A 16,468-nucleotide genomic window follows, 5' to 3' on the forward strand; every position below is an offset into this window, starting at 1 on the left:
ATGAAAAAAATCGTTTTATTGTTTTCGTTGGTCCTTGCTGTTAGCAGTCAGTCACACGCGCAAAAGAAAGTAATACCACCGGCAAGACCCGGCGTAAAATATGGGAAAGAAATTGTCGCAGACCATGCAATTACCGTAAATAAGCTAGATAAAGTGCTCAGCAATAAGAGTACTTTCCAGGGCAAAATCGAAGGGAAAGTGGTGGAAGTCTGTAAAAAGAAAGGCTGCTTCATGACCTTACAGCGCGATTCAGGAGAGCCGGTAATGGTGCGCTTCAAAGATTACGGCTTCTTTATGCCTGCAGATATCATCGGCAGAACAGTAGTCGTGGAAGGCGTAGCCAGGAAAAAAGAAACATCTGTCGCAGACTTACAGCATGTCGCAAAAGACCTTGGTAAATCGCAAGCCGAAATTAGCCTGATTACACAACCTAAAAAAGATATCAGCATCATCGCAGATGCTGTGCTTGTGGTAAAATGAAAAAATTCCATACAGCGAGATCTCAGTCTATCAATGTCGGCGGTACCTTGCTGACCTTTGAAAAACCGGTCATTATGGGAATTCTCAATGTGACTCCTGACTCCTTTTACGATGGCGGCGAACATACGACTGTTGATGAGGCATTAAAAAAAGCGACAGCACTATTGCAGTCGGGCGCCCATATTCTTGATATCGGCGCGTATTCTTCCCGTCCGGGTGCTCCCCTGATATCCTCGCAGGAAGAGATGGACCGCGCACTTCCACCAATCCATGCTATCAAGAAAGCCTTTCCAGAAGCCATCCTATCCATCGACACATTTCGTGCAGACGTTGCTGCAGCTGCTATCGATGCCGGTGTGCATATTGTCAACGACGTATCCGGCGGTACACTTGACGAGGAGATGTTTGCAACTGTAGCTAAATACCAAGTGCCCTATATCCTGATGCATATGCGGGGCACCCCCGAGAATATGCAAGAGCAGACAACATACAGCGATATTGTAACGGATGTCGCCATTTTTCTGGGCGAACGGATAGCACAATTACGAGACCTTGGTGTGAAAGATATTATTATAGACCCCGGCTTTGGCTTCGCCAAAACAGTGGAACAAAACTATGAATTATTGTACCGCATCGAAGAGCTGCATTATTTTGGTCTCCCTATTTTAGGTGGCATATCCCGTAAATCGATGATCTACAAAAAATTAGGAATTACGGCGCAAGAAGCACTGAACGGCACCACAGCACTCAACACCTTATTGCTCGAGAGAGGTGTACAGCTGCTGCGTGTCCATGATGTCAAAGAAGCCAGACAGCTGGTTGATCTATTTTTCTAAGTCCTCGAATGTACCCGATCCAGTACCCGGAGTGAAACGGCACTATTCCAGCTACCGGACCAGGTCAATTGCTATCCGAATTCTTCTACATACGCGGACAGTGAAACACAGATTTATTTATCCCCGCTATTACGTTCGCGCAAGTATTCCAAAATCGCCCTTGCCTCCTCCCGCTGTAGTCCAAGGCTAACCATCGGCGACGAAAAGTCTTTACTTAATGCTTTTGCATCTGGATCTTTTTCTAGCATTGTGGCTGGGTCAAGCATCATGTTCATAATCCATTCTGGAGTACGACGCTTGATAACACCATCTAACGATGGGCCTACTACAGTTCTATCAAAGCTATGACACATGGCACATTTGGCAACAAATAATTCGACGCCTTTGCTCGCCAGCTGTGCATCAAAGGCTTTGTGCTCGAAGGATGTGACCGAGCCCACACCTTTTGACCCGTCCATTTTGTAATCCAGCATACGTGTGCTCTCTGACGAAGCCATCTCAGCTGCCGTAGTAGTCGTCTTTTCTGTTTTTTGCCGTTCGCTTCCGCCACAAGCCACAAAAGCTGCAAGGCCAAGACAGGAAAGGATGACATTGATTCTTTTTTTCATATTTTCCTTTGTTATGTTTAAAAACTATATGATATATGCGTCAGCCATCGGCCTCCTGCCTTGGCCCTTCCATCTGCCAGCTTCTGTGACAGCAAAGTTTGGTAATTTGCCCCAAGGTTAACCTTGCCTATATTGACTTCAATGCCCGCAATCCCGGCCAGGCTATAACCTCCTGACTGCGCTACATCATAGCGCTGCATACTGACGTCCTTGGGTTGCGTTTCATAGCCAACTCCGGCATTGGGAGAAAGCCGTACCCTATCTTTTATATTAACCTTATAATACAGGAGTGAATTCACGGACAACTTGTTTCCATAACGGTAGTCATATTTATTTTCAGTATTCATTTTATAGCTGACATTGGTGTTGAGCCCCAGATCCATCACCCTGATATCATAAGCCAGATTGATCATGAAATCTGTGCTCGCCGTACCCAGCTGAAAATTATTTGGTGCATCCTGGCTAGTAGCTGAACGTTGCGCAGGATCATATTTGCCCGAAGGAGCTTTCACTCCCGCACCTACCCAGAGCGAATGATTAAACATCTGATTCGATTTGGTACTGCCCATTTGTTCAAAAATTTTATAATAACCATAGACCACAATATCGCCGAGGCCATTCATTCGCCCAACTTCGCCACTGCCCGGAATATTTCTCGCATTGAAATTATAGGGAACTATTGCCATGATACGCCAGCGGCTTCCCAAATTCCAAGCGCCCCAGAGTTCCAGACTTTGATACGTTTCTTCTGCACTGATCGGAATACGGTTGCCTGTAGGACCAAGATGCGTCTGCAAACTTTTGTATTGGTAGCGTACCCCGACAAAACGTTTATTGAACTGCGGAAGAATACCAATATAATAGCTTCCAACACCACAACCGCAGATGTCACAGGCCCTAGAGGATAAGGGCAGCCCAATAAATAGCAATAGAAGTAATTTTATCGTTATCGACTTCATCTAATTTGTTTTTTTTCGCCTTCAGAAGCGAGTTTTTTCATTCACAATTAATTTATTAGTTGACCACAAACCCAGTATTTCCAGGCTCGCCCAGCTTTTTGTTGCTGACAAAAGAATCATCATTCAGCGTCCTGAGGAAAGCGAGCAGATTAGCTTTTTCTTCCTCGGTCATCGCAATGCCCAAAGTACCGTCAGCTTTACGGAAACCACTATCCACAGTTTTTGAATCGACCATTCCTGTGCGATAATGTTCCAGTACGCGATCCAATGTCAGGAACCTGCCGTCGTGCATATAAGGTCCTGTATAGGAAAGATTTCGCAGGCTTGGAGTTTTGAACTTATACCTGTCGTTATGATTTAAAGTCACCGTATCCCTGCCAATATCATTTGCATGATTGGGCGATAGGCCGTTGTTGTGGTAATCGCGGTCCGTAAAAAGCGGTTCGGCATGGCATCGTGCGCAATTGGCCTGAAAAAACACGTACCCTTTCTTTTCAGGCTCGGTAAACCTGGCACCATTCTCTTTCCGCATGACCTGATCATACTTAGCATTGGCACTGATCGCCATGAGCATAAACTGTGAAAGCGCTTTGAAGAAACGTTCGTCCGTAATACCTGCGCTGCCAAAGGCTTTTTTAAAACGCTGCTGATAATCCGAGTCCTTCCGCAGTTTGCTCAGCACATTGCTCACGGATTCGTCCATTTCTACCGGATTTGTAATGGCGTTGACCGGCGACATATCCAGGTCAAAGACACCACCATCCCAGAAAAATTCTCGCTGCCAGGCCATATTGAAAATAGGCATGGGATTACGTATACCCAGACGATCGTCGATACCATGGCTCACATCATGGCCATGATGGGTGAAGGCAGCGGAAAGAATATGACAACTTCCACAGGCGATGGTATTGTTGCGTGAGAGACGAGGTTCGTAAAACAACTGTCGCCCCAGTTCAAAAACATCTTCTGTAATCGGGTTTCGCTCAAATTTATAGACAGGCTCAGGGAAATTACCCGGACGAACAAATCCCACAAAGATGTCTCCGGCAATATCATCTGCTTTTTTACAGGCCCACACGAGCCCTAACAGCAGCCCAATGACAAGGAACTTTTTCATGGCTACAGTTCTGATTCACTTTTGACAAAATTCTCAGTATGGTCGTGTGTAAACATCGACAAAAAATTATTTGCAATATTCTGGCTAAAATCACTGAACATCACAGTCGGATGTTGCACGATCGAGAAAGTATAAGGTCCATTGAAAATCTTTAACACATCAACAAAAAGGTGTACATTGCTGCGTAGCCCCTCCCGTACCTGGGCGATTCCTGCTGGATTCAGGTCTATAGTGACTTCCTTGATGTTGTTGAGCGTAGGCGCTTTGGGATTGTATCCTCCATAGCCCCCGATATGATATCTAAACTGTTTATTGCCCGTAGGATCTCCCTGTTGGTCATCAGAGATCCCATCGCAATACCCCTCCAGCTTGAAGAAAATATACCCCTGGTTCCAGCCCCAGTACATGCCGTCGTGTCCTGCTTCGGGATTAAACGAAAGCACTCCCTGACGATCTTCGGTGGGCATCGTACTTCTTGCGCTATCAACGCCTACGATGAACTTTACTTTATTATAATCTCCTTCAGGTACTTCTACCTTTGCAAATCTGCTTCTCCTATCAGACCCCTCCATAAAAAAGTAGCTTTTTTCTTGGGGAACGATATATTCAGTACCATCCGCCTTGTAAAGTTTAATATTGCTGATAAAATAACGTAAGGTCTTGATGCGAAAGGCTTCACCTTTCGCATTCTTATACACACGTGGATCAAATCCCAGGGTCTCATCGCCGACAATATTGTCAAATTCGATGGAGAATAGCCCTTTCTTCGTATTATCCGGCATAGGTGCCTCTTTCTTGCTGCAGCTTACTCCAAACAGGAGCGAAATACTCAAAATGAATGTTCTGATGGTAAAATATACTGTTTTCATGTTTTTTACTTTAAATCTTGTTATATGCTTAATTTCTGTTTGGATGACTTCCTCTATTATGGAGTGACGTGTACGTGGTATTTGATTTCATCCTGATTGGCTTTTTTACCGTCTTTCCACAGTTCCACATTGATCTCCCAGTCCCCGGCCATGCTAAAGTTTATCAGCCCTTCGTAATAACCATTACCGGCACTGACAGCACCTTTATTATCCGGGGAGTCATGCCTCATCCCAGGCATATCAGTCTTAAATCTGACCTCATAACCGTCTAATGCCGGGAAGTGATGATGGTCCATTTTATTCATCAAGAACTGGATCGGCATCTTGCCCTGTTTCACTGTATCAGGCAAGAGGCAAGACAGAAATACCCGGCTGTCGTCCCGGGTGCCCGAGCTCGTCGTGCGCATAAGTGAGGCTGGCGAAACCGGAATCTTGATCGCCACGGTATCTCTTGCTGTTTCCTCCCCACGAATAATGTGCAAATGCCAGCCTGTCCCCATGTCCGGAATGTCAGCCATGATAAAAACCACGTTGCTTTTATACCAGCCTTCGCCCAATGGTATGGGATGCTCGTAAGGTCCGCCATGTTTCATCTGCCCCATATTCATTTCGGGATAGAGATCCAGGGCTTTATCGTCGACAGGTCTGCCATTCTTGTCTTTCACCTTTAAATAAATCGTATGATATTTATTACTGAGTTTTGTGCCGCCATATACAGTGTATGCATGGCCCTTGATTGATGTATCTGCCAAAAGATACAGTCCAGACTCTTCAGGTATACCGAATACGGTTGAATCCGTTGCACTTACACTGTTTTTGCTTACGCTTTTGTCTGCGCATGAAACTGCGGTAAGCGCGGCCGTTAATACAACAGTATATAATAAAGCTATTTTTATAAAGTCCATTTTTTTATGTGGTTTGTATTAGCCTTTATCTAACAGGAGCTGGATATCGGCAATAATTTTAGGGATAGAATCCATTTGAGTGCCATCGTATACAGCACGTACATGAAATCTGGTATCTACAAGACTGAAAGCACCACTGTGATCAAAACCGCCGGGTGCATCCTTATTCTCCTGTGCAAAAGAAAAATAGCCTTCAGCGCCTGCAAGTGGATATACCTCATTTTTCGGACCGTTCAGGAAAAACCAGTTTTTCGGAGCTCCCAGTTCAGTAGCATAACGTTTCAGTACATAAGGACGATCGTACATAGGATCTACCGTATGCGACAGAAATACCACCCTTGGATCATGCTCAAAATGTCGGGCGATCTGCAATAGGTTCCGGGCAGTAATAGGACAGATTGTCGGACATCGCGTAAAGAAAAAGTCTGCCAGATAAATCTTCCCTTGAAGACTCTTTTTTGAAACGACCGTGCTATCCTGATCCAGCAGTTCGAAGTCTGGAATAATGTGATATAGGGTATCCGTGACCTTATTTCCATCAATAATCTTATGTACTACCTCCCTTTCACCCAAGATGGGTAATCGCTCTCCCGTATTGGAAGAGGAACAGGCTGATGCTAGCCATAAGCCGCATGAAAATACAGTCACAGTAATTCCCTTCGGAAAAATTGTGTACATGTAATTTGATTTAAATTTTCTAAGACAAAAGAATTGGCACAGTAGTCTAAACACTAGCGTGTCAATACGTAACTCCTATAACGTTTAAACCAATGGAGGGTGGAAAATGGAGAAGATAGGGCGGTAAGCGTAATTCTCTTTCATTTCTGGAAAAGAAAAGCTTAAAGCAACTTCGTCGAAGACAGAAGTTTCGAAAGTGAAATTTAACTGGTTGTTGATAAAGACAACATCAATAATGCGCGTTTCAAGGTTTTTCTGTTCTTTTTCCTCATGCTCACGCATTTTTTTCATCAGGATACATTGTCCCCTACAGGAAAGGGCTTTTTCATTGAAACGATTAATACATTCATTGCGCGCTATATAATCCCTGTTGAGTTCAAAAATAGTCCATAACCATACTGTCGAGAAGCTCTGGAGGAGCATCAAAGGCAATATGATCCATATGAACTGTTTCGCTTTCATGAAATGACAATACCGCAAATATAAAGATTACAACGGTAACACGTACAACCAAACGCTAATAATTTTTTCTATCACCGGAGCATAGTTTAAAAACAATGGGACGGGTTGGTCTATTCGTATACAAAACATCAGTCCCCGGCGCAAGCGCTGCCCGGGGACTGAAAAGAAAAGAAAGCTTATTTTTCATTGACCGTCAACACAGCCTTCTTATTTCCTGCCGAAAGATCCATAGTAAAGATATAAGTCTTACCCACTTCTAGTACTTTGCCGGTTTTTATACCTAGATTTCCGGAATCACGCCCGTTCGTGCCATTTCCAATAAAAATGAGATCACTGGTCGTTGTCACATCCGCTCCGCCAAATTCTCCACCCCAGCCCTTCTGATGGAAAAATTTGAAATTGATGTTATCCGAATTCATGGAGGTACCGGCTGTCACCGTGGCCTGATATTTTTTATTCCCGACAGGCACCATGCAAAGTGCTTTATCCGTATTCCAGCCAACCTGATTTGTGGATACTTTTGGTTTTCCGATGCCTTCTCCGATAATCCATATCGCTCCTGAACCATCGGCCTGCAGCGTGGCAAGCTCATTGCCATTCATGGCTTCCACATTAAAATACTTCAGGGTAAAATCTGCAGTGATACGATACTTTCCGTTCATCCCGTTAAACGAAAGCCCTCCCTGTCCAGATGTCGTAAAGAAGTCGGGATCTATCCACCAGTCTTTCAGATCTTCGATCCCGTCAATTGTGACCGCTTCTCCTTTGACCATGTTCAATTCAGCTTTAAAATGCGTATCATCGATCCGATTAAACACCGTTCCATTAACCGCATAAGCAATAATAAAAGGTGATGCCTGGTAGGTCAACGTATTAAAGGCAATGCTATATACGCCGGAAGTTGAATTTGAAAAAGGGATGTCCGCAGTGGCACCTAAGTCTATCGCGTTATTGACCCATCCAAAATTCATGACCTGGCCATTTGTACCTACTTTTGGGGTCTGAATATAGCCTTTTACAGAAAACGGAAAATTCTCCGTTGCCGCGTATTGGTGTTGGCTTATCTTCTCCATCTTATAGGACCTAGCTGCTGTTACCAACGTCAAATAGAGGAAATCCGGACGGCTTAAATCAATATCAAAAGACTTTTCGGTGCTCTTCTGGCTAATATTTTGCAGGACAAATTTGAGTGTCGCTTTTCCATCCGGAATATTCTTTAAGAATGGAATGTAAATTTTCCCCTTGTAATCTCCGTTTTCCTTTGTTCGTATCACCGTTTCAGCGACTTTATCGTCCGTAAAAAATAACTGTGCTTTGACCGTCGATAATGCGACTTCGTTATCAGATACGTGCACCTCAAACTCCAGACTATCTCCAAAATGTGCTTCGGAAACAGCGGCTTTCCATTCAATCTTTGGGTCTCCGATTTGATAGACGTATTTTTCATCCTTTTTACAGGAACTGACGGTGAGTATGGCAGCGACTCCAATCAGTATATTCATGTGCTGTCTTTTCATCATCTCAAGCTTTAATTTGACCAACGATAAGAAACTACCGATTTAGCCGGCACATCATAGCTAAAATGGTGCTTTCCATCAGCTATTGTAATCTTACGGCTATCTCCGGCATCATTCAATAAAACAAGGGCGTAGGTTCCGTCTGTGTTCTGAAACGCAGTATAAACCAATCCATCTGCGGTATAACCCGACGCGCCAATACGTGTGGCCCCGGGTTTTACGACCGCCGCTAAATGCCCAACGATGTAATAGTGGGAGTTGCGCGTTATCGTTTTGTAATTCGCTTTATTGATATCCACGGCGCCATAGCAAGTCTGGCATCCGCCTTCGCGATTTGGGCCTTTGTCCGTATCCAGCATCAGGTTCCATACGATTACTGCCCTACACCAGTTATTAACTGTACCTAAAGCAACTTCCCTCATGTCTTCCATAAGGCGTTTTTCCAAATTACGCCCGTCGTTCCATTCCCCGATCGAGGTTTCGGTAAAGACCAGTTCTTTATCTGGACGTTGACGCTGAATATCAAGCAATTCGGCTTTATCACCACCGTAGTTGTGATAAGCCGCGCCAGCGATAAAGGACGCTGCTCCGGCATCGTTATAAATTTTGACCGGATAGTCTTCCTGGTCAGCCATATTGTCGTAATTGTAATTGTGGTCGAAGGCATAGATCTTTGTTGCCAGACCAGCCGATTTCAACTGGGGGCCCAGAGACTGTTTGATAAATGCTTGTTGCTCCTGCCAGGACATGTACATTGAAGCCGAGTTCTTCCTATTTAAAGGTTCATTTTGTACAGTGATTGCATGCACAGGGATGCCTTCTTTTTTCATGGCCTGTAGCCATTGAACAAAATACCAGCCATAGTCCTGATAATATTTTGGATTTAGCTGCCCGCTCGTCCATGAATCAAAAGGCTTTAAATCCACGAGATTGTTTACCTTCATCCATTTTGGGGGTGTCCATGGCGAACCCATGATTTTAACCTGGGGATTGATGGCCAATATTTCTTTGAGCACAGGAATAATATAGTGAAGTTCTTCTGATTGCAGGCCGAAATTTTCTTTTCCTTCTTTATCCCAGCAGGTGTATTCGCTCAGCGAGAAGTCGGAGCATCCGATAGCAATACGGATATAGCTCATTCCCATTCCCTCTTTGTCCGAAAATGTCTCCGTGAGGAATTTGCGGCGGTCCTCCTTATTCATTTTCATTAGGTTGTAACAGGTTGAACCGGTCACTGCTGCCCCAAACCCGTCCATCGTCTGGAATTTTTGCGCGGGATTCACTGTGATTGTGTTGGGCGACATATTGAACTTAGAGCTGAAATCTACAAATCGTTTTCCGAAATCTGAAGACCGGCTTCCTGTAGTCGTGTAAATAGTGACGTCACCGTTATTTTTAATATCGTCCATCTGTGAAGGCGTATAGCTATCACGATTACAAGATGTTGCTGCAACCAGACAGGACAACAAGAAAGTGTATATCATAGTTTTATTATTACGTTTCATAAAAGTCATGAATTAATACCCTGGATTTTGCACCAGGTTGGGATTGTCATCAATAGCAGACTGCGGAACCGCAAGTCTATAAGATTTTTCATCGAAAGGATACAACTGTGCTTTTCGCCCCGGGTCTTTTGCGTACACAGCATTCATGACCTGCTCCACCTTATTCAGACGCACCAGATCAAACCACCGCTGTCCTTCGAAAGCCAATTCCAGACGACGTTCCTTCAAATAAGCTTCCAATAGAGCTTCTTTATCGGAACGCAGACCGGCCGGTAGCTTCGGCAGCTTCACCCGTTGCCGAATTTGGTCAATAATGTCGGCCGCAGCTGCAAGGTTAGGACTGCTTTGCATCAGTAATGCTTCCGCTTTGAGTAATAGAATATCTGCGTAACGAAGCTTGATAATACTGTTCAGTCCCGAACGCAGCTTAAACATAAATGGATAATGGTTCGCGGGATAATAGTTACTCCATTTCGCAGCATAATACACGATTGCTTGCTCCATTCGGACCTGATCCCCTTCATTGGTATAGGTCTGGATCAGATCACGTGAAGGAGTCACCCATTTGGCCCAGGAAAAATTGACGTCATAGTTGGATAGATCTCGTCCAAACATCCATGACGCCCAATTTCCTCCCCCTGGGAAAAACTGCGCTTCCAAGATTGACTCTCTGGTGTTGCGTTGTGCTAAATCTGTATTGCTGGCATTCAGCGCATACAGGTCAGCATAATTTGCATTTAAAGAAAAACCGTCCGCGGCCAGTTCGTCTGCGTACTGAATGACTTTTGCGTAATCACGAATTGGTTTTTCAGCGTATACTTTGGCAAGCATGGCTCTGGCAACAGACTTTGTAAAAAGGGTTTTGTTAGCAGCATTGTTAGTCGGAGCATCTGCCAAGGCATCGAGACAGTCTTTTGCAATCTGTTGATAGACCTCCTCTTCCCTTAACTGCTTAGGAAAGTAATCTTTATAAACCTCTCCAATGTTTTCTGCGGTAATGTCCGGCGCTTCAGTAGTTGACAAAGGAATGGAACCGAAGATGCGCACCATATCGAATGTAACCAGCGCGCGGAATAATTTCCCCTGTGCTTTGATCGTTTTTATTTCAGTAGCACTCAACGATTTGTCTGCAACACTGTCTACATGGATGATTAACCGGTTTGCTCTGGCGATATCCTCCAGATAACGGTTCCAGTCCCGTAATAAAACCGAGTTGGACCCTTCGATTGAATTATTCTCGAAAGGCACTACCTCAGCCCCCGTAGTTCCCGCATATGCATTGTCAGAATGTGCGTCACCAATCAACAATAAGTCCACATACCAATGTTCCTGGCGATCTTTCATTTGTTGATAGAGCGTGGCCAAATAAGATTCGACGGCAGCCCTGTCCTTAAAAACAATATTTTTGCCACCCTCCGTCACCCCTTCGGTAACATCCGAATAGCTATCCAGAGGATCCCGTACCAATGAACAGGAATATAACAACACCATTGGCAACGTTATCAAAAAACTATATTTTATGATCAATTTCATGATATATGCAATTAAAATTCAATATTTATTCCCAACACAAATGAGCGGCTATGTGGGTAGGTCCCCCAGTCAATGCCCTGTACAGCCCCACTGTCTCCATATTGGTTTACTTCAGGATCCATTCCCGAATACTTTGTCCAGGTCAATAGATTGCTAGCCGAAAAATAGGGCTGTAACTTTTGTATGCCGATACGTTTCAGCCGTTCGGGCGCTATCGTATAACCAAGTGAAATATTCTTTACACGCAGGTAGCTACCGTCTTCCACAAAATAGGTGGAGTTTTTTATATTAAAGCCAGCTTTGGGAACATCGGTCATCTGCCCTGGTACCCGCCAGCGGTCAAGCACTCTTGTCGTCTGGTTTTTTCCATCATACATTCCTTCCGTCTCCATCCGGCTTGCATTATAAATATCATTGCCATAAGTACCCTGGATAAAAATACTGAGATCAATATTTTTCCATGAAAAACTGTTGGTCATCCCATAGGTAAATTTGGGGTTTGGATTACCGATAAAAGTTTGGTCAGTAACCGTCACTTTCCCATCTCCGTTGACATCAAGGTACCGTAGGTTGCCCGTTTCAGGATCCACCCCCTCGCTGATATAACCAAAGAAGTTGCCCAAAGGACGGCCCGGTGTATTTCTGACCACTTTTTCATTCACATTTTCACTTGTCACCGCATCATCGTAGATCTGTTTCGTCTCCAGTTTGTCCAACCTATTTTTATTAAAAGAAATATTAAAATTGGTGTTCCAGACAAATCCTTGGGTCAAATTCTTTGAGTCGACTGCAAATTCAAACCCTTTATTCGTCATCTCCCCTTCATTGCGCTGTATGGAAGTCGAAATCGTTGATGCGGATGCCGGCAAAGTAACCCACATCAGCATATCTGTTGTCTTCTTATGATAGTAATCAGCCGCGAGCGTGAGCCTATTGTTCAGCACAGAAAAGTCAATCCCGATATTGGCCTGTGAAGTGGTTTCCCAAGTCAGATCTTTTGTCCGAAGGTTGGCCGGAACGATGGCCGGCACCGCTTCTTTATACAGATCATTATACCATTCAAAACGCTTAAAGTTATAGCGCTGTAGATAGGCATAATCGCCCACTCCTGACTGATTGCCGGTCTCTCCCCACCCTCCACGTAGCTTTAGATCGTTAATCCAGGTAATATTTTCCATAAAACCTTCAGAAGACAACCGCCAAGCTGCAGAAACAGAAGGAAAATATCCCCAACGGTGATCGGGATGCAGCTTGGACGAACCATCCGCACGCATATTCGCTGTCAGCAGATATTTTCCATCATAGTTGTACATTGCGCGCGCAAAGTACGACATGATTCCCCAGGCCGAGCCGCCAGATCCTGTATTATCCCAGGCAATTTTATTCGCTGCATTCAAGGTCTGAATGACTTCATCCCGGAAGTGGGATCCGTTGATATAGCTGTTGGTATATTTTGAGTCTGTCCAGGAACTTCCCCCCATGGCCTCTAGGTGATGGCTGCCAAAAGCTTTGGTGTAGGTCAGCACATTATCCCAGGTCAAAACTGTATTCATATTTCTCAGATCAGACCCAGTTCCGTGCTGGCTGCGGCCGTAGGTTGTGGAGATCGGATCCAAAAATACCGTCTTTATGGCATTTCTGCGATCCATCGTAAATGCACTTTTTAAGGTAAGCTCTGGCCAAAAACTGATCAATGCACTGCCAGTCGCAAGCAGGCGGTTTTCACGGTTGTTGTTGTATTTACTCCTTGCCAGATTTTCAGCAGGACTGGTTATGCCACTGACACCATAAAAATTATTATAATACTGCTCGGGATTCAGGGGATCCCAAACAGGAGCATAGGTCGGCGTATTGATCACCGATAAAACTACTCCGCCACGATTAGCTCCCGTACCGGAAATAATTCCATTATCGTTATAGTCGGCATAGTTGATGTTGGCAGACACTTTTAACCATTTGCGCACCTGATTGTCAACATTTGCTCTGAAATTATAGCGCTTAAAAAATGAACCTTCCAATGTGCCTTTCTCATTTAGATATCCACCGGACAGAAAGTAGCGCAGTTTTTCTGTTCCATCGGTGACAGAGAATTGATAATTTTGCTGGATACCGGTCTGGTATGCCTCCTTAAACCAGTCGGTCTGATCGGTTAATCCTTCTGGTAAAGACACTAGTCCGATTTCATTCTGCAGTTCCCGGTACTGCTGTACATTCAGTACTTGAAATGTATTGTCGACAACATTGGCGGTATACTGTGCATTCACACTAATTTTAGCCTGTCCGCTTCTGCCGGTTTTGGTTGTGATCAATACGACACCATTTGCAGCTCTTGAACCATAGATGGCCGCAGACGATGCATCTTTTAAAATTTGAATGTCAGCAACGTCGGCAGGTGTTAAAAATTTAATATTGTCCACAGGGACACCATCGACCACATATAAGGGCGCATTGCTTGCATTAAATGATGTTGTTCCACGCACACGGATAGACATTTCCGCTCCTGGAGTTCCATTGGGCTGCATCACGGCTACCCCCGCCGCCTTGCCCTGAATTGCCTGCCCCACATTCACGATAGGACGCTTCTCCAAATCCTGAGTGGAGACAGAAGCGATCGCGGTCGTGACATCTTTACGCCTGACGGACCCGTACCCAATGACAACAACATCTTCCAATACGTTGGTAGACGGGCTCAATAGCACTGTCACAGTCTCGTTTTCCGCAACAAGCTCTTTGCTATCAAAACCGACAAACGAAAACAGCAGACGTGACCCCGGAGGCACCGAGATCTGAAACCGGCCTTCGGCATTGGTAGATACCGCGTTGTTTGCTTCTTGATCCGAAATGGTAACACCACCCAAAGGCTTTCGGTCCACCGCATTCAGCACCTGCCCGCGCACCTGTAGCTTGTTTTGCGCAAAGGCCACATTCAAGGTAAACAGGAAAGCTAGCCCAATTAAAAAGCCTACTTTTCGAGTAAAGTAAATCATATGAAAAAAAATTGGTTATTGTTTAATGATTTGGTTATTCCAAATAGCGATGAGTTTCCCCTGCTCTATCGCCCAAAACAAAACTAAAGGGACATCAACAGGAAAAAAAGGCTTAGTCGTTAAAAAGTACTGAGAATAAAACACAACAAACTAAAAACAAGCAGCTTACCAACAAAGACACAGGATAAAAAGTACCTACTTTACACACTGGGAGCACGTGTAGCAGGGGCCTTCTGCGGTTTCTGGCAGATCAACGCCTGTCAATGACGGCGATCTGGCACACGGCAGCTTCAAAGGCATCCCTGTCGCCTGCGGCTTTGTTGCGCACCTTCGTCCGGTAGTTGTAGACTGTACGAAGGGAATACCGAAGGAAGCTTGCGATCCTGACGGAATCATGAATGCCCAGGCGGATCAATGCAAAGATCCGCAGCTCAGTATTCAGCAGCTCTGATTTTTTGGGATAGATCTTCTCATCCTCCTGCAGCAATGCATTGAATTCTTCAATAAAAGTAGGATATAAATTCAAAAAAATACGGTCAAAATTGACATAGAGCTGTTGGACTTCCCGCTCTTCCATTTGTGTCGATTTCAATTGTTCCCGCAGTGCTTCCCATTGCTGATTGGTAGCCCGCTTTAACAAAGCTTTTCGGATGTCTTCCATCTTGTCAATGTAGCTCGAACACATATCAAAGAACTGGGCGATATATTCCTCTTTGATATGATTGGACTCCGCTAGCTTCAGGTTTGTCTGATTGATCTCCTGATTTAGTGCAAGCAGCTGCTGGTTTGTAGCTGACAATGCTGAGCGAATTCTGCGTAAATGTTTAACCTGCCGGTAGATAACGACCAAACCGATAATGACACCGATCAATAAAATGCTGACTACGGTCACCAAAGCAACCAGCTGCTTATTCTGTTTGCTTATTTTTTGCTGGTAGGCAGCATTGATAATCGGATAAGAAGATGTACCCTCGATAATCCGATAGCGCACTTTACACAGCATCGCATCATCAATAGCTTTTTCAATAAACTGAAAAGCGCGGTCGAAATCCTGCTGGTCGTAGTAAGTAAGCGCGAGATCGTGAAAAGATGCATTATCGCGATTGGCCATTTCGATATCTGCACTTGCTGATATCGAAAGATAATAGATCTGACTTCTTTTATCCTTTTCGTATTTATAGATCAGGCCCATAAAATACGCTATCATTGCCCGTTGCTCAATACGGTCCTTCCCTTCCTTCCAAAGTGCCAAAAATTGTCTTTTGGCGTCATCCCGGTTCCCGTTGAACAAGGTTTTAATAGCAGTCGTAGTGCGGTATTCAACAGAAGATCTTGGTAAGACCGACAACAAGGAATCCCGGTAACGTTCACTGGCCTGGTAATATTCGGATCGGTTGTTACTCTGTCCGTAATGGCTATAAAAAGCACTGTAGGTATCATAATATTTCGCCAACAGTCCATTATCCAGTCTCGAAGGTTGAATTGTATTCAATAACCGGGATGCTTCGATATAACGGCCGATCGTCGAATAAACCCAAGCTAGATCGAGATTGATCAAAGTCCGGAGCGAATCACTTCCGGTAGACGCCAGTTTTTGACATAGCATAATATAAGTCAATGCAGCATCTGAATCAAACTTTTTATAATTTTCAAAGATTTCATAATTTTTTCGGAAAAACTTCTCCGGATTACCTTCAAGTGCCTTGGCTTCCTGTTTTAATTTTTCCAGCCTATCTTCCCGATTTTTAACATAAACCTTCTGATTTTCCATCAGATAAGCCAGTCGCTGCAGCACCTTGGTGCTATCCGAAAGCTCCTGAGCAGTTAAGTGAAAAAACAACTGGGTGAAAACAAGAGAAAGAAAAATACGCTTCAACATAAGTTCGGTTCGACTTCGTTCAGGCTAAACTACATAAAAATAACAACAAAAAAGAGGACATCTCCCGACGGCCTCTTTTCCTGACCCAAGATCGGGTCCAAGAATTAACAATTTAATTCTTTATCGCATGAAA

14 protein-coding genes are annotated in these 16,468 nt (G+C 44.3%); 2 read left to right on the forward strand and 12 right to left on the reverse strand.

The genetic code is table 11. The annotated features are described in order from the left end of the window. Both FGL37_RS05640 and folP read left to right on the forward strand, forming a co-directional pair. Positions 1 to 480: a DUF4920 domain-containing protein gene (locus FGL37_RS05640; RefSeq protein ID WP_028070767.1), complete on the forward strand. Its 480-nt coding sequence runs from the start codon at positions 1 to 3 to the stop codon at positions 478 to 480. Beyond that, the gene (gene folP / locus FGL37_RS05645; RefSeq protein ID WP_028070768.1) at positions 477 to 1,316 is read left to right on the forward strand and encodes a dihydropteroate synthase; all 840 of its coding nucleotides are present in this window, start codon (positions 477 to 479) and stop codon (positions 1,314 to 1,316) included. Before FGL37_RS05640 ends, folP begins: the two co-directional genes overlap by 4 nt. A gap of 113 nt (positions 1,317 to 1,429) precedes the next feature. On the opposite strand, the gene FGL37_RS05650 is transcribed toward folP, so the two are convergent. The 12 genes from FGL37_RS05650 to susR form a co-directional block, all read right to left on the reverse strand. Next, a complete protein-coding gene (locus tag FGL37_RS05650) occupies positions 1,430 to 1,924 on the reverse strand; it encodes a c-type cytochrome (protein ID WP_037533771.1) in 495 nt (164 codons plus the stop codon). Between the two features lie 17 nt (positions 1,925 to 1,941). Beyond that, complete coding sequence (locus FGL37_RS05655) at positions 1,942 to 2,883, reverse strand: transporter family protein (RefSeq protein WP_028070769.1); 942 nt, start codon at positions 2,881 to 2,883, stop codon at positions 1,942 to 1,944. A gap of 55 nt (positions 2,884 to 2,938) precedes the next feature. Further along, the gene (locus tag FGL37_RS05660) at positions 2,939 to 4,000 is read right to left on the reverse strand and encodes a cytochrome-c peroxidase (RefSeq protein ID WP_028070770.1); all 1,062 of its coding nucleotides are present in this window, start codon (positions 3,998 to 4,000) and stop codon (positions 2,939 to 2,941) included. A 2-nt stretch (positions 4,001 to 4,002) separates the two neighbouring features. After that, positions 4,003 to 4,869 (reverse strand): MbnP family protein, encoded by an 867-nt coding sequence (locus tag FGL37_RS05665; RefSeq protein ID WP_028070771.1) that lies wholly within the window; start codon positions 4,867 to 4,869, stop codon positions 4,003 to 4,005. 56 nt (positions 4,870 to 4,925) lie between these two features. Beyond that, positions 4,926 to 5,774: a FixH family protein gene (locus FGL37_RS05670; protein WP_051607060.1), complete on the reverse strand. Its 849-nt coding sequence runs from the start codon at positions 5,772 to 5,774 to the stop codon at positions 4,926 to 4,928. Positions 5,775 to 5,792: 18 nt separating this feature from the next. After that, positions 5,793 to 6,452 carry an SCO family protein gene (locus FGL37_RS05675; protein ID WP_051607062.1) on the reverse strand — a complete coding sequence of 220 codons (660 nt, stop codon included), beginning with the start codon at positions 6,450 to 6,452 and terminating at the stop codon, positions 5,793 to 5,795. 84 nt (positions 6,453 to 6,536) lie between these two features. Then, positions 6,537 to 6,914, reverse strand: a complete 378-nt coding sequence (locus FGL37_RS05680) for a hypothetical protein (protein ID WP_051607064.1) — start codon at positions 6,912 to 6,914, stop codon at positions 6,537 to 6,539. A gap of 176 nt (positions 6,915 to 7,090) precedes the next feature. Further along, positions 7,091 to 8,416, reverse strand: coding sequence for a DUF5125 domain-containing protein (locus FGL37_RS05685; RefSeq protein ID WP_232048641.1), 1,326 nt, complete (start codon positions 8,414 to 8,416; stop codon positions 7,091 to 7,093). Positions 8,417 to 8,442: 26 nt separating this feature from the next. Next, positions 8,443 to 9,915: an endo-1,6-beta-glucanase gene (locus FGL37_RS05690; RefSeq protein WP_138096686.1), complete on the reverse strand. Its 1,473-nt coding sequence runs from the start codon at positions 9,913 to 9,915 to the stop codon at positions 8,443 to 8,445. A gap of 33 nt (positions 9,916 to 9,948) precedes the next feature. Beyond that, the gene (locus tag FGL37_RS05695) at positions 9,949 to 11,469 is read right to left on the reverse strand and encodes a RagB/SusD family nutrient uptake outer membrane protein (protein WP_028070775.1); all 1,521 of its coding nucleotides are present in this window, start codon (positions 11,467 to 11,469) and stop codon (positions 9,949 to 9,951) included. Between the two features lie 11 nt (positions 11,470 to 11,480). Continuing rightward, complete coding sequence (locus tag FGL37_RS05700; RefSeq protein ID WP_028070776.1) at positions 11,481 to 14,456, reverse strand: SusC/RagA family TonB-linked outer membrane protein; 2,976 nt, start codon at positions 14,454 to 14,456, stop codon at positions 11,481 to 11,483. A gap of 250 nt (positions 14,457 to 14,706) precedes the next feature. Further along, positions 14,707 to 16,335, reverse strand: coding sequence for a SusR family glycan utilization regulator (susR, locus tag FGL37_RS05705; RefSeq protein ID WP_028070777.1), 1,629 nt, complete (start codon positions 16,333 to 16,335; stop codon positions 14,707 to 14,709). Positions 16,336 to 16,468: the final 133 nt, after the last annotated feature.

It is taken from the genome of Sphingobacterium thalpophilum (assembly GCF_901482695.1).
Taxonomy (GTDB): Bacteria; Bacteroidota; Bacteroidia; order Sphingobacteriales; family Sphingobacteriaceae; genus Sphingobacterium; species Sphingobacterium thalpophilum.

Bases quoted from the DNA above. Each gene is read 5' to 3' on its own strand.
- FGL37_RS05640 (WP_028070767.1), top strand. From the start codon at position 1: ATGAAAAAAATCGTTTTATTGTTTTCGTTGGTCCTTGCTGTTAGCAGT.
- folP (WP_028070768.1), top strand. From the start codon at position 477: ATGAAAAAATTCCATACAGCGAGATCTCAGTCTATCAATGTCGGCGGT.
- FGL37_RS05650 (WP_037533771.1), bottom strand. From the start codon at position 1,924: ATGAAAAAAAGAATCAATGTCATCCTTTCCTGTCTTGGCCTTGCAGCT.
- FGL37_RS05655 (WP_028070769.1), bottom strand. From the start codon at position 2,883: ATGAAGTCGATAACGATAAAATTACTTCTATTGCTATTTATTGGGCTG.
- FGL37_RS05660 (WP_028070770.1), bottom strand. From the start codon at position 4,000: ATGAAAAAGTTCCTTGTCATTGGGCTGCTGTTAGGGCTCGTGTGGGCC.
- FGL37_RS05665 (WP_028070771.1), bottom strand. From the start codon at position 4,869: ATGAAAACAGTATATTTTACCATCAGAACATTCATTTTGAGTATTTCG.
- FGL37_RS05670 (WP_051607060.1), bottom strand. From the start codon at position 5,774: ATGGACTTTATAAAAATAGCTTTATTATATACTGTTGTATTAACGGCC.
- FGL37_RS05675 (WP_051607062.1), bottom strand. From the start codon at position 6,452: ATGTACACAATTTTTCCGAAGGGAATTACTGTGACTGTATTTTCATGC.
- FGL37_RS05680 (WP_051607064.1), bottom strand. From the start codon at position 6,914: ATGAAAGCGAAACAGTTCATATGGATCATATTGCCTTTGATGCTCCTC.
- FGL37_RS05685 (WP_232048641.1), bottom strand. From the start codon at position 8,416: ATGAATATACTGATTGGAGTCGCTGCCATACTCACCGTCAGTTCCTGT.
- FGL37_RS05690 (WP_138096686.1), bottom strand. From the start codon at position 9,915: ATGATATACACTTTCTTGTTGTCCTGTCTGGTTGCAGCAACATCTTGT.
- FGL37_RS05695 (WP_028070775.1), bottom strand. From the start codon at position 11,469: ATGAAATTGATCATAAAATATAGTTTTTTGATAACGTTGCCAATGGTG.
- FGL37_RS05700 (WP_028070776.1), bottom strand. From the start codon at position 14,456: ATGATTTACTTTACTCGAAAAGTAGGCTTTTTAATTGGGCTAGCTTTC.
- susR (WP_028070777.1), bottom strand. From the start codon at position 16,335: ATGTTGAAGCGTATTTTTCTTTCTCTTGTTTTCACCCAGTTGTTTTTT.